Annotated in this window: 12 protein-coding genes and 1 pseudogene; 5 read left to right on the plus strand and 8 right to left on the minus strand. The window is 72.5% G+C overall.

Annotated features, from left to right (window positions below; genetic code table 11):
* Positions 1–13: 13 nt before the first annotated feature.
* The 6 genes from ACIQWX_RS48085 to ACIQWX_RS48110 form a co-directional block, all read right to left on the minus strand.
* The gene (locus ACIQWX_RS48085; protein WP_400886402.1) at positions 14–649 is read right to left on the minus strand and encodes a hypothetical protein; all 636 of its coding nucleotides are present in this window, start codon (positions 647–649) and stop codon (positions 14–16) included.
* Entirely contained in the window at positions 642–1,061 is a 420-nt protein-coding gene (locus tag ACIQWX_RS48090) for an acyl-CoA thioesterase (RefSeq protein ID WP_400886404.1), read from the minus strand. Before ACIQWX_RS48090 ends, ACIQWX_RS48085 begins: the two co-directional genes overlap by 8 nt.
* Positions 1,058–6,043, minus strand: a complete 4,986-nt coding sequence (locus ACIQWX_RS48095; protein WP_400886406.1) for an NAD-glutamate dehydrogenase — start codon at positions 6,041–6,043, stop codon at positions 1,058–1,060. The genes ACIQWX_RS48090 and ACIQWX_RS48095 overlap by 4 nt, the downstream gene beginning before the upstream one ends.
* Before the next feature lie 581 nt (positions 6,044–6,624).
* Complete coding sequence (locus ACIQWX_RS48100; RefSeq protein ID WP_400886410.1) at positions 6,625–9,273, minus strand: hypothetical protein; 2,649 nt, start codon at positions 9,271–9,273, stop codon at positions 6,625–6,627.
* A 16-nt stretch (positions 9,274–9,289) separates the two neighbouring features.
* Positions 9,290–10,966, minus strand: coding sequence for an energy-dependent translational throttle protein EttA (gene ettA / locus ACIQWX_RS48105; protein ID WP_400886412.1), 1,677 nt, complete (start codon positions 10,964–10,966; stop codon positions 9,290–9,292).
* A gap of 117 nt (positions 10,967–11,083) precedes the next feature.
* Positions 11,084–13,102, minus strand: coding sequence for a cytochrome c oxidase assembly protein (locus ACIQWX_RS48110; protein ID WP_400886415.1), 2,019 nt, complete (start codon positions 13,100–13,102; stop codon positions 11,084–11,086).
* A gap of 56 nt (positions 13,103–13,158) precedes the next feature.
* Between ACIQWX_RS48110 and ACIQWX_RS48115 the strand changes: the two genes are divergently transcribed.
* Positions 13,159–13,797: a phosphoglycerate mutase family protein gene (locus tag ACIQWX_RS48115; protein WP_400886418.1), complete on the plus strand. Its 639-nt coding sequence runs from the start codon at positions 13,159–13,161 to the stop codon at positions 13,795–13,797.
* Here ACIQWX_RS48115 and ACIQWX_RS48120 read toward each other — a convergent pair.
* Positions 13,771–14,922, minus strand: coding sequence for a sensor histidine kinase (locus tag ACIQWX_RS48120; protein WP_400886617.1), 1,152 nt, complete (start codon positions 14,920–14,922; stop codon positions 13,771–13,773). The two genes, ACIQWX_RS48115 and ACIQWX_RS48120, sit on opposite strands and share 27 nt — an antisense overlap.
* Before the next feature lie 286 nt (positions 14,923–15,208).
* Between ACIQWX_RS48120 and ACIQWX_RS48125 the strand changes: the two genes are divergently transcribed.
* The 3 genes from ACIQWX_RS48125 to ACIQWX_RS48135 are packed head-to-tail and all read left to right on the plus strand — an operon-like array spanning position 15,209 to position 18,128.
* Positions 15,209–16,492, plus strand: a complete 1,284-nt coding sequence (locus ACIQWX_RS48125; RefSeq protein WP_400886421.1) for an MDR family MFS transporter — start codon at positions 15,209–15,211, stop codon at positions 16,490–16,492.
* Entirely contained in the window at positions 16,489–16,767 is a 279-nt protein-coding gene (locus ACIQWX_RS48130) for a hypothetical protein (RefSeq protein WP_400886423.1), read from the plus strand. Before ACIQWX_RS48125 ends, ACIQWX_RS48130 begins: the two co-directional genes overlap by 4 nt.
* Positions 16,767–18,128: a YcaO-like family protein gene (locus ACIQWX_RS48135; RefSeq protein WP_400886426.1), complete on the plus strand. Its 1,362-nt coding sequence runs from the start codon at positions 16,767–16,769 to the stop codon at positions 18,126–18,128. Before ACIQWX_RS48130 ends, ACIQWX_RS48135 begins: the two co-directional genes overlap by 1 nt.
* Positions 18,129–18,131: 3 nt before the next feature.
* On the opposite strand, the gene ACIQWX_RS48140 is transcribed toward ACIQWX_RS48135, so the two are convergent.
* Positions 18,132–19,295, minus strand: a complete 1,164-nt coding sequence (locus tag ACIQWX_RS48140) for an MFS transporter (RefSeq protein WP_400886428.1) — start codon at positions 19,293–19,295, stop codon at positions 18,132–18,134.
* A gap of 86 nt (positions 19,296–19,381) precedes the next feature.
* Here ACIQWX_RS48140 and ACIQWX_RS48145 point away from each other — a divergent pair.
* Positions 19,382–20,399 (plus strand): annotated as a pseudogene (locus ACIQWX_RS48145) (substrate-binding domain-containing protein).
* Positions 20,400–20,427 lie beyond the last annotated feature (28 nt).

Raw genomic sequence — 20,427 nt, forward strand, 5'->3', positions numbered from 1 at the left:
CGTAAGGAATCCGTCAGAACAACAACGGCAACAACGCGTGCCGCCGCCGCACGATGGCGCCGTACCGCGCGTCCAGGCGCAGCCACGAATCCGTCGCCGACACGCGGACGACGTCCTCGGTCAGGTCCGAATCCACGAACCCCATCCCGGACATCGCGAACAGGCAGCGCATCTGGACCTTGACCTCGGTCGCTTCGCCGGACACCGTCAGCACCGCCTGGTCCATCAGCGACGCCGGTGGGTTGCCGTGCGGACCGGCGTTGTCCCGGGCCAGTGTCACGCCCCGGTCGGCCAGCTCCGCGACGACGCGCGCCGGCAGCTCGTCGACCAGCGGCCAGCGGCCCGACGGGGGCAGCTCGCCGTGCCACAGCAGGTCACGGGCCGGGCCCGGGTCCATCTTCGGGCCGCCCGCCACCGTCAAGGCCGCCAAGAGCTCGTTGCCGGACACCGTGACGTCGCCGGGGGTGACGTCACCGGCGACCGCGCGCGTCGCGAAGCACTCGAACGGCGTCGCCGTCCATGCCTCGACCACGCCGTCACCGCGCTGGCGCAGCCGGACGGCGGTGGCGCCGTCCAGCCGGACCGCGCGGGCGACGAACGCGCCGAGGGTCTCCCGGTCGGCCGCGTCCGGCACGAACAACTCAGGCATCCGCGAACCCCTGCTTCAGAAACTCCGACTCGGCGGGGCTGAGCCTACGCGGCCGCAGCGCGACCGTGTCGTACGGCGCCAGCACCGTCTCCGCCGTCACCGCCACCGGGTCGTCCGCGGCCGGCCCGGTGTGGACCCGGTAGGCCAGCGTGAAGCTCGCCGCCCGCAGCTCCGTCAGGTCGATGTCCACGCGCAGCTGCTGCCCCGACACCACGATCGGCGCCTTGTAGGCCACCTCCAGCTTGACCACGACGATGCCCTTGGGCAGCTGCTCGAGCCCGGCCACGACGGCCCCTTCGAACAGCAGCGGGATCCGCGCCTCTTCGAGCAGCGTCACCATCTTCGCGTGGTTGATGTGGCCGTAGACGTCCATGTCCGTCCAGCGCGGGCGGACGTGCGAAACGTAGGTCACCGCACCGTGCTCCGGATCTGCCGCGCGGCCACCGAAAGCGTCGCCAGGTCGAGCCGGCCGGAGTTGTGGATCTCTTCCAGCGCGACGCGCGCCCGCTGCAGGCGTGAGGAGTTCGTCTTCTCCCACTGGGCGATCTTCGCGTCCCCGGACGAGCCGGGGTCGCTGTGCCGCAACGCGTCCAGCGTGATCGCGCGCAGCGAACCGTAGACGTCGTCGCGCAGCGAAAGCCGGGCGAGCGCGTGCCAGCGGTTGCCGCGTTCGAGCGCGCTGATCTCGGTCAGCATCTTGTCGACGTCCAGGTGGTCCGAAAGCGCGTAGTACAGCTCCGCGGTCTCGGCCGGGCTGTGCGTCGCGTCGACGCCGATCTGCTGCTCGGCGAGCTCGGCGACCTCGGTGACGTCCAGCAGGCCGAACGTGTGCAGCAGCAGCGAGACGCGGCGGGCCAGCCCGTCCGGCACGTTCGCGGCGATCAGCTCGCTCACGTGCTTCTCCACCGACTCCGCTTCCCGGCCGCGCAGCAGGTCGCCGATCTTCGGGACCAGTTCGCCCAGCACACGGCCGAAGCGCTTGATCTCCGACAGCGGCGCCAGCGGTTGCGGCCGGTTGGTGAGGAACCAGCGCGCGGCCCGGTCGAGCAGCCGGCGCGTCTCCAGCACCATCGCGTCGGCGACGTCGGTGTGCACGACGTTGTCGAGCGCGTCGATCTCCTGCCACAGGGCCGGCAGGTCGAACACGCGCGTGACCACGGCGTACGCGCGCACCGCGTCGGTCGCGGTCGCGTTCATCTCCTCCATCAGCCGGTAGACGAACGAGATGCCGCCGCCGTCGACCACCTCGTTGGCGATCAGCGTGGTGATGATCTGGCGGCGCAGCGGGTGTTCGCCGATCGCGGAGCCGAACCGCTCCTGCAACGGCTTCGGGAAGTACTCGGGCAGCCGGGCCGCGAACACCTTCGAGTCGGGCAGGTCGCTGGCCAGCAGCTCGTCCTTCAGCTCCAGCTTGACGTGCGCGAGCAGCGTCGCCAGCTCCGGCGAGGTGAGGCCCTTGCCCGCCTTCTCCAGCTCGCGGAACTCCGAGTTGCTCGGCAGCGCTTCGAGCTTGCGGTCGAACGCGCCCGCCGACACCAGCGCCTGCACCTGGCGCGCGTGCACCGACAGCATCGGCGCGGCGTGCGCCCGGCTGACGCCGAGGACGGCGTTCTGCCGGTAGTTGTCCTTGAGCACCAGGGCGCCGACCTCGTCGGTCATCTCTTCCAGCAGCTCGTTGCGCTGCTCGCGCTCCAGCTTGCCGGTCTGCACGAGGTGGTCGAGCAGGATCTTGATGTTGACCTCGTGGTCGGAGCAGTCGACGCCGGCCGAGTTGTCGAGCGCGTCGGTGTTGATCTTGCCGCCGCCCCGGGCGAACTCGATCCGGCCCAGCTGGGTGAGGCCGAGGTTGCCGCCCTCGCCGAAGACCTTGACGCGCAGCTGCTTGCCGTCGACGCGGATGGCGTCGTTGGCCTTGTCGCCGGCCGCGGCGTGGGATTCGGTCTCCGCCTTGACGTAGGTGCCGATGCCGCCGTTCCACAGCAGCTCGACCGGGGCCAGCAGGATGGCCTGGATGAGGTCCATCGGCGCCAGCGCCGTGACGCCTTCTTCGAGGCCGAGCGACGCGCGGACCTGCGGGCTGATCGGGATCGACTTCGCCGTGCGCGGGTAGATCCCGCCGCCTTCGCTGATCAGCGAGCGGTCGTAGTCGTCCCAGGAGCTGCGCGGCAGGTCGAAGAGACGCCGGCGCTCGGCATACGACGTCGCCGCGTCCGGGTGCGGGTCGAGGAACACGTGCATGTGGTTGAACGCCGCGACGAGCCGGATGTGCTCGGACAGCAGCATGCCGTTGCCGAAGACGTCGCCCATCATGTCGCCGATGCCGACGACGGTGAAGTCCTCGGTCTGGGTGTCCTTGCCCAGCTCGCGGAAGTGCCGCTTGACGCTCTCCCAGGCCCCCTTCGCGGTGATGCCCATGGCCTTGTGGTCGTAGCCGACCGAACCGCCGGAGGCGAACGCGTCGCCGAGCCAGAAGCCGTACTGCGCCGAGACCTCGTTCGCGATGTCGGAGAACTTCGCGGTGCCCTTGTCGGCGGCGACGACCAGGTACGAGTCGTCGGCGTCGTGCCGGACGACACCCGGCGCGGGCACGGTCTTGCCCTCGATCCGGTTGTCGGTCAGGTCGAGCAGGCCGGAGATGAACATGCGGTAGCAGGCGATGCCCTCGTTGAGCTGGGCGTCGCGGTCGATGCTCGCGTCGCCGGTCGCGGCGGGCGGGCGCTTCACGACGAAGCCGCCCTTCGCGCCGACCGGCACGATCACCGCGTTCTTCACCGCCTGCGCCTTGACCAGGCCGAGGATCTCGGTGCGGAAGTCCTCACGCCGGTCCGACCAGCGCAGGCCACCGCGCGCGACCTCGCCGAAGCGCAGGTGCACGCCTTCGACGCGCGGCGAGTACACGAAGATCTCGAACCGCGGCCGCGGCTCGGGCAGGTCGGGCACGCCGGCCGGGTCGAGCTTGATCGCCAGGTACTGCCGGGAGTTCCCGTCGTGGTCGCGGACGTGGTAGTTCGTCCGCAGCGTGGCCCGGATGACGGCCATCAGCCGGCGCAGGATGCGGTCTTCGTCGAGGCTGGTGACCTCGTCGATCATCGCGCTCAGCTCGCCGGCGAGCGCGTCGGTGGCCGCTTCGCGGTCGGCGTCGCCCAGGTGCGGGTCGAAGCGGGCCTCAAACAACCGCAGCAGCTTCGTGGCGACCTGGGTGTGGTTCACCAGCGTGTTCTGGATGTAGTCCTGGGAGAACGCGCTGCCGGCCTGGCGCAGGTACCGCGAGTACGCCCGCAGCACGGCCACCTGCCGCCAGGTGAGCCCGGCGCGCAGGACCAGGCCGTTGAGCCCGTCCACCTCGGCGTCCCCGCGCCAGGCGGCCTCGAAGGCGTCCTGGAACCGGCCGCGTAGCTGGTCGACCGCGTGGTCGTCGGTCTCGTCGAGCATCTTCTGGGCGACGCGCAGGCCGAAGTCGTAGATCCAGCAGGCGCCGCCGTCTTCGCGGTGCAGCTCGTACGGCCGTTCGTCGACCACCTCGACGCCCATGGCCTGCAGCACCGGCAGCACCTTGGACAGGGTCACGCCCTCGCCGCGCAGGTACAGCTTGAAGCGCCGTTCGCCCGGCTCGGCGTCGGACGGCCGGTAGAACGACAGCGCGAGATCGCCCTCGTCGGTCAGCGAGTCGAGGGAGCGGAGGTCGGCCAGCGCCTCGCGGGCCGAGAAGTCCTCCTTGTAGCCCTCCGGGAAGACGGTCGCGAAGCGCTGGCCCTGCTCGGTCGCCGACTCCTCGCCGAGGACGCCGACGGCCACGCCGCCGTCCGACTGCTCGCGGCGCTCGTCGAGGACCGCCTCGACCATCCGGTCGTCCCAGCTGCGGACGGCGTCGTTCAGCCGCTCCTGGATCCGCTGCGTGTCCGGCTCCAGCCGGCGCGCGGGATCGGTGTGGACCATGAAGTGCACCTGCGCGAGGACGGTTTCGCCGATCCGGGCGCTGTACTCGAGCTGGGTGCCTTCGAGTTCTTCGAGGAGGACTTCCTGCATCGCCAGCCGCGACCGCGTCGTGTAGCGGTCCTGCGGGAGGTAGACGAGGCAGGAGTAGAAGCGGCCGTACGGGTCGCGGCGCAGGAACAGCCGCAGCCGGCGGCGGTCCGACAGCGTGATCGCGCCGGTCGTCGTCGAGTACAGCGAGTCGGTGTCGGCGGAGAACAGGTCGGCGCGCGGCCAGTTCTGCAGCACCTCGAGCATCCGCTGGCCGGAGAACGACTCCATCGGGAACCCGGCGCGGTGGATGACCTCGCGGACGCGGTTGCACACCACCGGGATGTCGAGGACGTTCTCGTGCAGCGCGGTGGTGGTGAACATGCCGAGGAAGCGGTGCTCGCCGGTGACCTTGCCCTCGGCGTCGAAGGTCTTCACGCCGACGTAGTACGGGTAGACCGGCCGGTGCACGGTCGAAGGCGCGCTCGCCTGGGTCAGCACCAGCAGCGACGGCGCCAGCGCGGACGCGGCGGTGTCCGGGCCCGCGGTGAGGCCGCGGGCGGCGAGGCTGTCCTGGCGCAGCACGCCGAGGCCGGACGCGAGAACCGCGCGCAGGGCGGGCTCGTCGGCGTCCGGGTGCGGGTTCTCGACCAGCTCGTAGCGGCGGTAACCGAGGAAGGTGAAGTGGCCGTCGGCCAGCCACCGCAGCAGGCGGGCGCCCTCGGCGACCTCGGCCTGCGGCAGGTGCGGCGGCTCGGTTTCGAGCTCGCTCGCCAGCTGGCAGGCGGTCTGGGCCATCTTCTCGGCGTCCTCGACGACCTCGCGGACGTCCCCGAGGACGCTGGAGAGGCGGTTGTCGAGCTCGCGGGCCCGGTTCGGGTCGGTGACGAAGTCGATCTCGATGTACATCCACGACTCGGCGGCCGAGTTCGCGGGCGGCTCGGCCGGGTCGGCGTCGGGGTGGACGTCCTGCAGCTCGCCGGTCAGGTCGCGGCTGACGACGACGATCGGGTGGACGATCCGCTGCACCTGCACGCCGTCACGGGCGAACTCGGCGGCGATCGAGTCGACGAGGTAGGGCATGTCGTCGGTGACGACCTGCACGACGGTGGCTTCGCGCGCCCACCCGTCCTCGGCGACGGTCGGGTTCAGCAGCCGCACGGCCGGGCGGCCGGGCATCCGGGACTTGGCGAGCTGCAGGTGCGAGCGCACCGCGCCGACCAGGTTGACGGGCTCGTCGCCGACGATCTCCTCGGCCGGGATGTGCCGGTAGTAGAGCCGGATCAGCTCCCCGATCTCCGGCGCGAGCCCGGCGGCGGCGTCGATCAGGTCGTCCCTGATCTGCTCCGGGCTGGCCGGGGAACGCCGGCCGAATTCGGGTTCGGTGTCGGCTCCGGTTCCGGGTGGGGACGAGACTCCGGTCGAGCTCATTCGAGGCAACTCTCCAGTGTGCGTGGGTGGTACCGGTCCGGTTCGGCGGTGAACCGGACCACCCCACACTAATGCGCCGCGGCCGGGGATCGCAGGAAGACCCGGGGGTTCCCCAGCTCGGAAAAACCTTGCCCGGCCAGCGGATTCGCGTGATCGGTCAAGCTACTGACGGGTTGCCTTCCGGGGCGGTCCCCGGCGCTGACCAGCCGGGCTCGCCGGGCGTTACCTGCTGCGGAGCCGACGTGATCGGTTCAGACGAGCCGCGCGCGTGCCGTTCGGCGAAGGCTGTCGGCCGGTCGGCGACCCCGGAGTGCGACGCACGCCACTCGGTTCGGAGGTGCGGCAAGTCGGCGACGAATAGGGGTCCTTCGGCGCGCGGGTCCGGGTTCGGCGGAACGGGCGAACCCGCGTCAGTCGCCCGAACCGTGACGGCGGGAGTCCGGAACTCCGGCTCCGTGACCGTTGCGGCCGTGCCCGTTACGGCGGCCCGTGTCCTGCGAACCCAGCTGCTTCACGAGCGCGGCCGTGGCGCCCGCCTGGTGCTCCGCCGGCGCGCGGGTCCGGGTTCGGCGGAACGGGCGTCAGTCGCCTGAGCCGTGACGGCGGGAATCCGGGACCTCGGCTCCGTGACCGTTGCGGCCATGCCCGTTGCGGCGGCCCGTGTCCTGCGAACCCAGCTGCTTCACGAGCGCCGCCGCGCTCGCGGTGCCCGCCTGGTGCTCCGCCAGCGCGCGGGCGAGGAGGTCGGCGAGGCCCGCGTCCGGCGGGGGCTCGTCCTCCGCGATCGCGCGTGCGTAACTCTCGGGGAAGGGCGCCGTCGCCGGGGTCCAGTGGCCGAAGTCCTCCATCGGCTCCAGCGACGGCGGCATGCGCAGCCGCGGCAGCCAGGGCTCGGCTTCGTCGCGGTAGTCCGGCACCGACGGCGGTTCGTCCTCCGGACGCGGCGGCGGGGCCAGCTCCGGCTCGGGCCGCGGTGGCGGCTCCTCCGCGCGGCTCTCGGCGTCCTCGGCCCGGCGCCGTCCGCCGCTCGCGCCGCCCGACGAGGCGATCCCCAGCCGGTCCAGCACCGACCGGGCGGCCTCGGAACCGTGCTCGGCGTCGTGCCGCGTCGACGGCTGCGGTTCGCGCCGCGGCTCCCGCTCTTCGGCGGGCTCGGGCGCGAGCGGCAAGGCGGGCGTGACGCGCGTGGGCGCCGAATCCCGTTCGGCGGCGGTCTCCCGCAGCCGCGCTTCGGCGAGGGCCGCCCAGGAGAACTTGGGCTTTTCGCTTTCCGGCGGCGCCGGCTCGGGGGCGGGCGCCGGTTCGGAGCTGACTTCGATCGGCTCGTCGCGGACCTCCGGCGCCCGCCGGCGTCCGGACGCGGGTTCGGCGGGGATCTGCGGTGCCTGGCCGGGCGACTCACGCCGCCACGGCGGGTCGACGGAAGCCGATCGCGCCTCGATCGGCTCACGCCGGTACACGGGTTCGACGGGCTCAGGACGGCGTTCCGGCTCGACGGGAACCTCGATCGGCTCCAGCGCGGGCAGACGGGCCGGCTCCGACCGGACCTCGATCGGTTCCGGCTCACGCCGGCGCACGGGCTCGCTCGGAGCCGACCGCACCTCGACCGGTTCCGGCTCACGCCGGCGTGCGGGCTCGATCGGAGCCGACCGCACCTCGACCGGTTCCGGCTCACGCCGGCGTTCCGGCTCGGCCGGTGCCGACCGCACCTCGATCGGCTCCGCCGGGACCTCGGGCGCCCGCCGCCGCCCCGGCGGCTGGACCTCGGCCGGCTCGGGACGCCGCCGTTCCCCGACCACCGGCTCCGGGCGCACGCGCGGCTCGGCCGGTTCGTCCCGCACCGCCGGCATCACCGACGTCTCGGCGGCGTCCGCGGTCACCCGCGGCCGTTCGAACGACCACGCGGGTGCCGGCTGCCGCGGCTCCGGCGTCTCCTCGCGGCCGAACGACCAAGCCGGAGCCTTCGGTGCGGGTGCGGGCGAAACGACCGCGGGCTCGGCCGGAACCGGCCGCGACGGCACCCCGCTTTCGGCAGTCCGGGTGACGACGCCCCCGGCTCGAGGCGAAGCCCCGGAGGGCACCGCCTTCAGCACCTCGTCGAGGTCGATCGACGCCGGCTCGCCCGTGCCGAACTCGCCGGCCAGCACGTTGCACGCCTGCCGCCGGGACCGCGCGTGCAACTGCTCCGCGGCCCTCGAGCGATACAGGCACGCGATGGCTTCTTCGGCCTGCCCGAACCGTTCCTCCAGCTGCGCCAGCTCCAGCCACAACCGCGCGGTCACCGCGGACAGGCCGTGCCGGTCGGTGCTCGCGACGGCTTCGCGGACCTGCTCGGTGGCCGCCTCCCCGGCGCCCGCGGGCAGGTGGATGCGCGTCGCGACGGCCAGCCGCAGCCAGCCCATCGGCGCGACCCCGGCCGCGCGCACCGGCTCGGCCAGCACCGGCTCGGCGATCTCGTACGCCATTTCCGCGTCGCCGCGGTCGAGCAGCGTGCTGACCAGCAGCAAAACCAGCCGGATCCGGACGAGACCACCGTCGTCGGCCGGGTTGGCCAGCTTCTCCAGGAAGCCCAGCCCGGTCCGTGCGGCATCCGCCGCGGCCGTCAAATCTCCGTGGCGACGCCGGTGCGCCGCCGTGCCGACGCGCAGCAGCGCCCGCACCAGCAGCTGGGTGTCGGCGCCCAGTGACTCGTCGCCGAGGACGAGCTTGTCCGCCTCGACGAGCACGCGGTCCAGCTCCGCCTTGCGCCCCAGCAACCCGAGGCAGCCGACCAGGTGCGTCAACGCGGCGGCGCGGTGCACCGGCGAGACGACCGGGTCGGTGAGCACCGGCCGCAGCGCGGCGAGGCCGGTCAGCGGCACGCCCAGGCTGCGGGCGCAGACGGCGAGGTCGATGCGCAGCCGGGCGGCGATGTCGCCGTAGCCGGCGTGCTCGGCCGCGCGCAGGGCCGCGACCGCGCGCCCGACCGTGCCCGGGCGCATCCCGAGGCGGACGCGCGCGGAGACGACCAGGCTCTCGGCCCGGATCCACTGCTCGTCGGCGCCGGCGGCCTCCGAGAGCGCGGCCGCGCGCTCCCCGAGGACCAGCGCGAGTTCGGGCGCGCGCAGGTGCAGCGCGTCCGCGCGTTCGATCAGCCGGCCGACTGCGGAGAGGGTTTCCCCGGCATGGACGGAACGCCCGCCCTCCTTCTGGGAGAGCGGGCCCGTCCGGTGCTGTTCGCTGGCTTCCACGGGGAAACCCGCCCCCTCAGTCGCGGGTCAGCTTGCGGTGGGTGACACGGTGCGGGCGGGCGGCCTCGGCGCCCATCCGCTCCACCTTGTTCTTCTCGTACCCTTCGAAGTTGCCCTCGAACCAGAACCACTGCGAGGGGTTCTCGTCGGTGCCTTCCCAGGCCAGGATGTGCGTCGCGACCCGGTCGAGGAACCACCGGTCGTGGGAGATCACGACGGCGCAGCCGGGGAACTGCTCCAGCGCGTTCTCCAGCGAGCCCAGCGTCTCGACGTCCAGGTCGTTCGTCGGCTCGTCGAGCAGGATCAGGTTCCCGCCCTGCTTGAGCGTCAGCGCCAGGTTGAGCCGGTTGCGCTCACCACCGGAGAGCACACCCGCCGGCTTCTGCTGGTCCGGGCCCTTGAAGCCGAACGCGCTGACGTACGCGCGCGACGGCATTTCGGTCTGGCCGACGTGGATGTAGTCCAGCTCGTCGGAGACGACCTGCCAGACGGTCTTCTTCGGGTCGATCCCGCCGCGGTTCTGGTCCACATAGGACAGTTTGACCGTCTCGCCGATCTTGACCACGCCGTCGTCCGGCTCCTCGAGCCCGACGATGGTCTTGAACAGCGTCGTCTTGCCGACGCCGTTCGGGCCGATCACGCCGACGATGCCGTTGCGCGGCAGGTCGAACGACAGGCCGTCGATGAGAACGCGGTCGTCGAAGCCCTTCTTGAGCTTCTCGACCTCGACCACGACGTTGCCCAGCCGCGGGCCCGGCGGGATCTGGATCTCTTCGAAGTCGAGCTTGCGGTGCTTGTCCGCCTCCGCCGCCATCTCCTCGTAGCGGTCGAGCCGCGACCGGGACTTGGTCTGCCGGGCCTTCGCGTTGGACCGCACCCACTCGAGCTCGGTCTTCAGGCGCTTGGCGAGCTTCGCGTCCTTCTTGCCCTGGACCTCGAGGCGCTCGCGCTTCTTCTCCAGGTACGTCGAGTAGTTGCCCTCGTATCCGACGACGCGGCCGCGGTCCAGCTCCATGATCCACTGGGCCACGTTGTCCAGGAAGTACCGGTCGTGGGTGACGGCGAGGACGGCGCCGGCGTAGCGGGCCAGGAACTGCTCCAGCCACAGGACGCTTTCGGCGTCCAGATGGTTGGTGGGCTCGTCGAGCAGCAGCAGGTCGGGCGCGGACAGCAGCAGCTTGCACAGCGCGACGCGGCGGCGCTCACCCCCGGAGAGGTGCGAGACACCCTCCTCGGGCGGCGGGCAGCGCAGCGCGTCCATCGCCTGCTCGACGGTCGAGTCGAGCTCCCAGGCGTCGGCGTGGTCCAGCTCCTCCTGGAGCTGGCCCATCTCCTCCATCAGGGCGTCGCTGTAGTCGGTCGCCATCAGCTCGGCGATCTCGTTGTAGCGGTCCAGCTTGGTCTTGATCTCGCCGAGGCCCTCTTCGACGTTCCCCCGGACCGTCTTCTCCTCGTTGAGCACCGGCTCCTGCATGAGGATGCCCACGCTCGCGCCCGGCTGGAGGAACGCTTCGCCGTTGCTGGCCTGCTCGATCCCCGCCATGATCTTGAGAACGGTGGACTTACCGGCACCGTTCGGCCCGACCACGCCGATCTTGGCGCCGGGGTAGAACGCGGTGCTGACGTCGTCGAGGATGACCTTGTCCCCGACGGTCTTGCGCACCTTCTTCATGGTGTAGATGAACTCGGCCATACCGACGATCGTAGAGCGCACCTGATCGCGGCTCGACGCCGGTCACCGTCGGACTACCGAAAGTCAGTCCCGGGTCACCGGAAGCGCTGTTTTCCGCGCCCGGCCGAGCCCTCAACCTCAACTGGAACCCGAGGGTCGCTTCCCGTCCGCGAGGTTCTTCAGCATCGCGTTGTAGGCGTTCAGCTCCTCGTCGCCCGTCACCGCTTCGCGCCGATCACGCCGCTTCGCCTCGCGCTCGTCCTGGCGCGACCACTGCACCAGCAGCGCGATCAGCACGAGCAGCACCGGGAGCTCGCCGGACGCCCACGCGATGCCGCCGCCGAGCCGCTGGTCCGAGAGCAGGTCGGTGACCCACGGCAGGTGCAGCTGGCTGTAGAACGCCTGCCCGATCACCGTCTGCGTGCTCATCAGGATCACGCCGAAGAAGGCGTGGAACGGCATCGCGGCGAACATCATCCCGAGCCGGCCGAGGTACGGGATCCGCCGCGGCGAGGGGTCGACGCCGATCACCGGCCAGTAGAAGACGTACCCGGCGAGCAGGAAGTGCGCGTTCATCGCCAGGTGCGCCCAGTGGTAGTTCAGCGCGTTGTCGAACAGCCCGGAGAAGTACAGCGCGTAGAACGAGCCGACGAACAGCAGCAGCGCGACGACCGGGTGGGTCAGGAACCGCGACACCGGCGAGTGCACCGCCGCGACGATCCACTCGCGCGGTCCCGGCGGGGCGTCCTTGCCGGCCGCGGGCAGGGCGCGCAGCGCGAGCGTCACCGGCCCGCCGAGCACGAACAGCACCGGCGCCACCATCGACAGCAGCATGTGGTTGCCCATGTGCACGCTGAACATCGCGGGCGCGTAGCGGCCGATGCCCGACGACGTCGCGAGCAGCAGCACGACGCAGCCGACGATCCACGCGACCGTGCGGCCGACCGGCCAGGTGTCGCCGCGGCGCAGCAGCCGCCGCACGCCGGCCAGGTACAGGCCGCCGAGGACGAGCGCCAGCGTGCCGTAGACCAGGTCGAAGCGGGTGTCGAAGAGCAGCCGCCAGACCGTCGGCGCGCCGTCGAGGTTGTAGCCGATGAGCAGCTCGGTGGTGGACGGCTGGGTGACCGCGTCCGCCGGTGGCGGCGTCCTGGCCAGCCCGGAGGCGATCCCGATGGTGACGAACATGATCAGGATCTCGACCGCGGCCAGGCGCAGCAGCTGCGCGCCGCCCTTGCCGTCGACGAGGTCCTTGACGCCCTTCTGCCGCTGCTGGTGGCCGAAGACCCCGAGCAGCAGCAGCGCGACCGTCTTGGCGACCACCAGGAGGCCGTAATCGGTCGTGAAGAGGTCGTTGAAGCCGATCCGGACGAGCGCGTTGATCACGCCGGAGATCGCCATCACGATCCAGCACACCAGCGCCAGCCGCGAGAACCGCTGCGCGGCCAGGCTCAGGTGGCTGCCGCGGCGGTAACCCAGCGCCAGCAGGGCGACCAGGCCGCCGACCCAGAAGGACGCGGCGACGAGGTGGAACAGCAGGCTGTTGGTGGCGACGTCGTGCGAGCCGCCGCTGGCCGAGTGGCCGGTGACGGCGACCGGGATCAGCCCGCCGACGGCCAGGAAGAACAGCACGGCCGTCCAGCCCCAGGACAGCGCGAGCCGGCAGCCGAGAGCGACGAGGACGGCGATCAGCGCCGTCCACAGCCAGGCCTTCGGCTGCTCGATGGCGCCGACGAGGTCGAGCAGCGTCTGCGGGTCGAGGACGTCGCCGAACGGCTTCCCCGCGGTGTCGGCGGCGGTGAACGCGACCGAGAGCAGGGCCGCGCCGAACCACACCCAAGCGGCGACGCCGGCCGCGCGCAGGGCGCCGTAGCCCTCGGGGCCGAGCGTGCCCGACTTCTGCGGCGGCACCAGGAACGCGGCCAGCAGCAGCGAGCCGACGCAGATCACCGACGCGGCTTCGGACAGCACGCGCATGACCGTGATGCCGTACTTGGTGACCAGCCCCGGATCCGGCAGGCCGGCGATGACGTACCCGGCCCCGCCGGTGAGCGCGATCAGCCCGATCGCGACGACGGCGGCCAGGAGCACGCCGACCGCGAGCAGGGGCAGCACGCTGGCCCGGCGCTGGGTGGGGACGTCGGATTTCGTCGCGGACACGCCACTGAGGGTATGCCCAGCCCCGGTCAGGCCCGTGTGACGGGCAGGATGGGAGCGTGCGAATGATCCTCCTGCGGCACGCCGAGTCGCTCGGCAACGTCGACGAGCTCGCCTACACGCGCATCCCCGACCACGCCCTGCCGCTGACCGAAAAGGGCAGGCGGGAAGCGCTTGCCGCCGGTCCGGAGATCGCCCGGCTGCTCGACGGCGAGCGGCCCGCGGTGTACGTCAGCCCGTACCTGCGCACGCGGGAGACGTTGCGGCTGCTGGACATCCGGGCGTCGTGCGAGCGGCTGCTGCAGGAGCCGCGGCTGCGCGAGCAGGACTGGGGCAACCTGCAGGACCCGGCCGACCAGGAGGTCCAGAAGGCGCGGCGCAACGAGTTCGGGCACTTCTTCTACCGGCTGCCCTTCGGCGAGTCGGGCGCGGACGTCGACGACCGCGTCGCGGCGTTCCTCTCGGACCTCCGCCTGCGCGACGAAAGTCACCCCGAGACGGTCCTGATCGTGTCGCACGGGCTCACGCTGCGGCTGCTGTGCCGCCGGCTGTTCGGCTGGAGCATCGAGCTGTTCGAGTCGCTGTCCAACCCGGCGACCTGCGAGTACCGCGTCCTCTCCGAGTCCGACGGCAAGTGGTCGCTGGACCGCCCGTTCGCGCAGTGGCGCGACTCACCCGACGGGGAAACGCAGCTGTAGCGGCGCGGTCAGCACGACGCGGGTGCCCTGGCCGGGCGCCGAGTCGATCCGCGCGGTGCCGCCGATCTCGGCCATCCGGGCGTGGATCGAGTTCTCGATGCCGAAGCCGCCGCGGCGCGCGCCGACGTCGAAACCCGTTCCGTGGTCGCGCACGGAGACCGTCACGACGCCGTCGTGCTCTTCGAGGCACATGACGGCTTTCGACGTTTTCGCGTGCTTCAAGGTGTTTCGCAGTGCTTCGCGAGCGGCGTCGTGAAGTGAGTTGACGACGCTCTCGGGGACGTCGGACGGCTTCGCGAGCGGGACGAGGTCGACGCGCAGGCCTTCCGCCGTCATCTCGACCGCGAGCGCGCCGAGGCGGTGTTCGAGGCCGCCCGGCTCGGCGGGCGCGTCGCCGTCGAGGCTCAGCCGCAGGCGCAGGGCGTGCGCGCGGGCGATGCTGCGGACCTGGTCGAGGCTGCCGACCGGGTCGAGCGCGTCGCGGGGCGCCGGCAGCGCGAGCGACTCCATCACCTGCAGGACGGTGTCGTGGACGTCGCGGCGGTGCCGCTCGCGTTCGGCGGCCCGGCCGCGCTGCTCCCCCAGCCGGTGCGCGAACCGCATCGAGCCGGCGACCAGCATGACGATCGCCAGCGCCGTCGCGGCGGCCGCGACCAGGGCGAGCACGATCCACGTGGCGGGCGCCGCCGTCCCGGACACCACGGCCATGCCGTAGCGCAGGAGCACGGCGCCGGTGATCGCGATGGCCCCGGCGGGGGCGCCGCGCAGCAGCGTCCAGACCATGACCGTGCCCATGATGTTCGGCCAGGTCAGCGGAAGCAGACTCGGTGCGAACAGCGCCGCGGCGAAGCTCGTGACGAGCGTGTACGCGGTGTCGGCGGCGAGCACCGGCCGGATGCCGGTGCTGCGGTGGAAGACCCAGGCCACCTCGGCCAGGTTCGGCACGAGGTACAGCGCGATGGCCAGGCCGAGCACCGGCGCGCCCAGCGGGCCGCCGGCCCAGATCGCTTGCAGGAACAAGGCGAGCCGGAACGCGACCGGCACGAGCACGAGCCTCGGCACCGCCCCCTGCACGAGCGGGAGCCCGGCTCCGCCGGCGAGCGCCCCCGCGCCGCCGAGCAGCACAACCCTCACGACGTCCTCCCCGGGTCAAGGCCCCTACCCTGACCAGCCCACCTGAACTCGTAACGTCGGTTCATTCATTTCAGTTTACGACGCGCTCAGCTTGCCCCGCTTGGTTCCGCACTGTCAACGGGGCCACGGCGATAGGGGCCGCAATCGAAGAGACGTACGGGACGCCCGTCCGGATCCATGCTTTTTCCACGAGTTCGGGATGCGCCTCCCAGGGGAAATCCACACGGAAGGCAGCCGGCTCACCGGGAGATCCACAGGAGGAGAAGGGGGCCTGGCGGTGACGAACACGACAAAACAGCGCTCAGGCCCCCTCGACCTCCCACCGGTCTTCTGGTGGATCTGGGTCAGCGTCCTGGTCAACTGGGCCGGCGCCTTCACCCGCCCGGTGCTGGCGCTCTCGCTCACGGCGGGGCACGGCTACTCGGTGTCCTACGCCGGATTCGTGATCGCGCTGATCGGTCTCGGTGGCCTGCTCGGCACGGTCGTCGGCGGCGTGCTCGCCGACCGGCTGGGCCGACGGCCGACTCTCGTGCTGGCGCACCTGGTCACCGCCGTGGCGATGCTCGCGCTGGGCACGGCGGACGGACGCTGGCAGATCCAGGTGGCGGCTCTCGCGGTCGGGGCCGGCTCGACGGCCGCCCGGCCGGCGATGAACGCCGCACTGGCGGACGTCGTACCGCCGGCCGACCGGCCGAGGGCGTTCTCCCTCAACTACTGGGCGGTCAACGTCGGGGTCGCGGCGTCCGCGGCGCTCGCCGGACTGATGGTGACCCAGGGCTACACGCTGGTCTTCGTCGCCGACGCGGCGGCCACGGCGTTGTGCGCGCTGGTCGTGCTGCTGAAGGTGCCCGAAACCCGGCCCGTCCTGGCCTCGCGGGCACCACGCGAAGCACGCTCCCCGCTGCGGATCGACCGCCGCTTCCTGTTCTTCCTGCTCGCCACGCTGGCCGCCGCGTCGGTGTACGAGCAGAGCGCGACGACCCTGCCGATCGCCATGGTCGGCGCGGGGCTCGGCGCGTGGACCTACGGAGTCGTCCAGGCCTTGAACGGGCTGCTGATCGCGCTCCTGCAGATACCCCTGACGCGGTGGGCGCGCCGGCACTCCCGCCGGGCGATCCTCGTGGGCAGCGCCCTGCTGATCGGGTGGGGTTTCGGGCTCAACGCGGTCGCGGACGGGTTGCTCGGCTACGCGGTCGTCGCCCTGGTGTGGACCGTGGGAGAAATCCTGCAGATGCCCACCGGCAGCGCCGTGGCCGCGGACCGGGCACCCGGGCGCAGCCGCGGCCGGTACGCGGCTCTCTACACCGGAGCGTGGTCGGCCGCGGCCCTGCTCGGTCCCATCGGGGGCGGATGGCTGCTGGAGAGCGGCGGCCCGGCCTCGGTCTGGCTCGCCTGCGCCGTGCTCGGCGCTCTGGCCGCCGCCGGTTTCGCGTACGCGACCGGCAGCGGCACCAAGCTCCCGCGCGAGGTTGGCGCCTCTACCGCGCGGGACGGGGAGAACTCCCCGGCACCGGCCACCGAAAACGGTGGCGGGCAACCACTCGAAAGGATAGCACCATGATGCAGCAGCAGTACGTCGTCAAGACCTGCCGCACCGCCACCCTGACCCCGTCGAACTGCGTGCCGGCGAGCCTCGCGGTCAACACCTGCGTCGCGGCCCGCCTCGCGGTCAACACGTGTGTCACGGCCCGCCTCGCGGTCAACACGTGTGTCACGGCTCGCCTCGCGGTCAACACCTGCGTCGCGGCGAGCCTCACCGTGAAGACCTGCCGGTCGGCTTCGCTCCCGGCCGAGCAGCTGGTCGTCAAGACGTGCCGTTCGGCGTCCCTCTCCTGATGACCGCCGTTCACGAAGGGCTGCCCGGCCGGAGCGGCACTCGCCGCTCCGTGCCGGGCCCCGGCCCGATCGTCACGCAGCTGCGGTCCTTCGCCGGCTTCGCGGGCACCCCCGCGGAGCTGCACCTGGCGGTGGCCGACATCCGGGACGTGCGCGCGGAAGTCCCTTGGCAGGGCGACCTGCAAGGCTTCGGCACTTCCTGGGACGACCCCGGCCACGCCCGGCTTTCCGCCTGGGGCGAAGCGATCGAGCGCTACTGCGGCATCTGGCCGCCCGCCCCCGGGGAGCTGATCCACGGCACCTACGCCGACCTGGTCTCGCGCGGCTCGACCGCGCTCGCGCCCGACCGGCTGGCCCTCTACTCGGACCGCCAGTACGCCACCCCGGGGTTCCCCTTGACCCCGTTCTCCTCGTCGTCCCCGGTGCACTGGGTCCGCGCGACGTCACTGCGCGACGGCAGCGAGGTCCTCGTGCCCGCGTTCGCGGTCCACACGGACTGGCCGCACGTGGCCAAGCCCGTCGAGGAACCGGTCCACGCGTTTCCGGTGATCGGCGGCACGGCCGCCGGCCCGACCCTCGAAGACGCGATCCGATCCGGGCTCCAGGAGATCGTCGAGCACGACGCCACGACGATCTGGTGGCTCAACGGAGCGCCCCAGCCCACCCTGGCCCCGACCCCGCGGCTGGCCCGGCTCGCGACCGGTGAGGTCCACTTCTGGGCGATCGGCAACGCGTTCGACGTCCCGGTGCTCGCCGCCGCCGTCCGCTCCCCCGAAGGCTGGCTGACCGTGGGCACCGCGATGCGGCCCGACCCCGAAGAGGCCGCGCTGAAAGCGCTGGCCGAGGCGTACACGCTGCAGATCACGTGCCGGACGCTCGACGACCCCGACGCCGTGTCGGCGATGATCGCCGCCGGCAGTCCCCTGCGTCCGTGGCGGGCGGAACGGGACTACGCCGACCTGTACCGCGAGGACTCCGCCGACTTCGTCGAGCTGCTGTGCCACCAGCAGCTGCACCTCGACCCGCGCGCCGGGGAAGCCGCTCTCGCGTGGGCGACGGGCGGTCCCACCGTCGGCTGGGAAGCGATCCCGCGACCGGTCGACGACTCCTTGGCCGCCCTGCACGCGAAAGTCGCGGACGCCGGCCACGACGTCCTCTACGTCGACCTGACCACGCCGGAAGCGGCCGAGGACGGCGTCCGGGTGGTCCGGGTCCTCGTGCCGGGCACGGTGGGCACCGCGCCGGCCGCCTTCCCACCGCTCGGCGGGGGCCGCGTGCGGGAGCTGGGAGCCCGGCTGGGCTGGTACCCGCGGCCGCTGGGCGAAGACGCGCTGAACCGGCGTCCGATGCCGCACGGCTGAGGTTCAGCGAACACCCGCGGCCGCGTCTTCCCGGCGTCGGGCCCTCCGGGCACCGAGGGCGGCGGGCAGGATCAGCGCGGCGACCAGCGCGACGAACCCGAACGCCACGCCGTAGTCCGACACCTGCGCGATGCCGCCGACGATCGGTGGGCCGGCGAGGAACCCGGTGTAGGCGACGGCCGAGACGAAACCGATCTCGCGCTCGCCGCCGCCTCGTTTCCCGGCGTCGCCGGCCAGGCTCAGCGCCATCGGGAAGGACGCGGCCAGTCCCGCGCCGGCGAGCGCGAACCCGGCGTAGCCGACCGCGGCGACCGGGATCGCGGCCGCGGCGAGCAGCCCGACGGCGGCCAGGACCGACCCCGCGGCCAGGCAGCGGGTGGGGCCGAAGCGGCGTTGCGCGTACGTGCCGGCGAGCCGGGTCAGGGCCATGACCAGCTGGAAGCCGGCGAACGCGAGCGCCGCGGCGCCCTGGCCGACGCCGCGTTCGACCGTCATCAGCAGCGCGGACCAGTCCGACGACGCCCCTTCGGCGATCGCCGAGCACAACGCGACCCCGGCGAGCAGCCACAGCACCGGACGGCGGATCGGCGCCCGGCCCGGCTCGGGCTTTTCGCTGTGTTCGGGACGGCTGCCGGGGACCGCGCGAAGAACGGGCAGCAGCACCGCGACGGCGACGACGGCGGCCACGGTCAGGTGGCGCCCCGGGGACCAGCCGTGGCCGGCGGCGAGGCCCGCGGCCAGGGAACCGGCGAGCGCGCCGAAGCTGAACCCCGCGTGGAACTCCGGCATGATCGCGCGGCCGATACGGCGTTCGACAGCGACCGCGGCGACGTTCATCGCGACGTCGAGCATCCCAACGCTCGCGCCGATCAGGAGCAGGGCGCCGGCGAGCAGCGGCACGGTGGGCGCGAACCCGACGAGCACCATCGAGCCGGCCGCGCTCGCGGTGCTGCCGGCGACGACCACGCGCGCGCCGGCCCGTTCGATGATCCGGCCGGCCACCGACGCGGCGGCGAACATCCCGACGCTGGCGCCCAGCAGCGCCAGGCCGAAGACGCCGGGCGAGGCGTGCACCTGGGCCGCGAGCGCGGGGGTGCGCGACGCCCAGGACCCCAGCGCGAGGCCGTTGAGCGCGAAGACGACGAACACCGCGACCCGATCCCGCATGGCTCCCAGCGTGACTGAAGCGCTCCACGGCTGCACTGCGCGGATGAACCGGCCGCCGTCCCACGCTCGACGACGGCGCGTCCGCCGTGGGGGTCCCGCGGGCCACGGGCTCCAACGCGTACAACCGGCTGTCTTCCCAGCTGCGTGAGCAGGTCCTGCGGGCGGCCGCTTCGCTGGGTTGCGCCGGCCCGGACCCGACCGCGCGCACCCTCGCCACGAGCCGGACCTGGGCCGTCGCGGTGCTGCTGGACATGACGTTGTCGGCGGCGTTTTCCGATTCCGCGTCGCTGACGCTGGACGCGCTGGCCCGCGTGGTCGATCCACACGCGGTGCTGCTCCTGCCGGGCGGTGCTTCCGGCGGGCCGCCCGCTGACCGGGTGCTGACCGCCCAGGCCGACATCGCGGTGGCGTATTCGCTGGCCGACGGCGCCCCGGCGCTGGACGCGGTGCGGACGCGGTGCGGACGCGGGGGTTGCCGCTGGTGGTAATCGACCAGCCGCTGCTGCCGGGCTCGGCGCGGGTGGGCTGCGCCGCCCGGGAGGGGGCGGCGCTGGCGGCGCGGCACGTCGTGTCGCTGGGGCACCGGAGGGTCGGGATCTTCGCGGCTTGCAGCCGGGTTACGCCTGGTGGGGGCGCTTTGGCTGTTTCGGCCGCGCCTTCTGCTTCGTTCCGCGACACGCGCGAGCGCCTGGCCGGGTACCTGGATTCGCTGGCGCCGGCTTCGTTTCTGTCGAGGAAACGGCGGGGCTCAGCGTGGAGAGCGCGTTGCCGGGGGCGTTCGCGCTGCTGCGGGCGACGCCGCGGCCGACGGCGGTGCTGTGCATGTCCGACCAGCTCGCGCTGGCGGTGTTCGCGGCGGCGTGTCAGCTGGGGATCCGCGTGCCGGAGGAGCTTTCGGTGGCCGGGTTCGACGACAGCCCGCCGGCGTCGTGGTCGTCGCCGCCGTTGACGACGGTCCGGAAGGACTCGGCGGCGAAGGGCCGGATCGCCGGGGAGCTGGTGCTGCGGTTGCTGGGCGGTGGCTCGGTGCCTGCCGCCGCCGAGGTGCCGGTTTCGCTGGTGGTGCGGGGCAGCACGGGTTCGTGTAGCTCTGGTCCCGCGTAGCACCGTGTCCGGTCGTCCGCAAGACCGT

Origin of the sequence: Amycolatopsis sp. NPDC098790, from assembly GCF_044759945.1 — a bacterium.
GTDB lineage: Bacteria > Actinomycetota > Actinomycetes > Mycobacteriales > Pseudonocardiaceae > Amycolatopsis.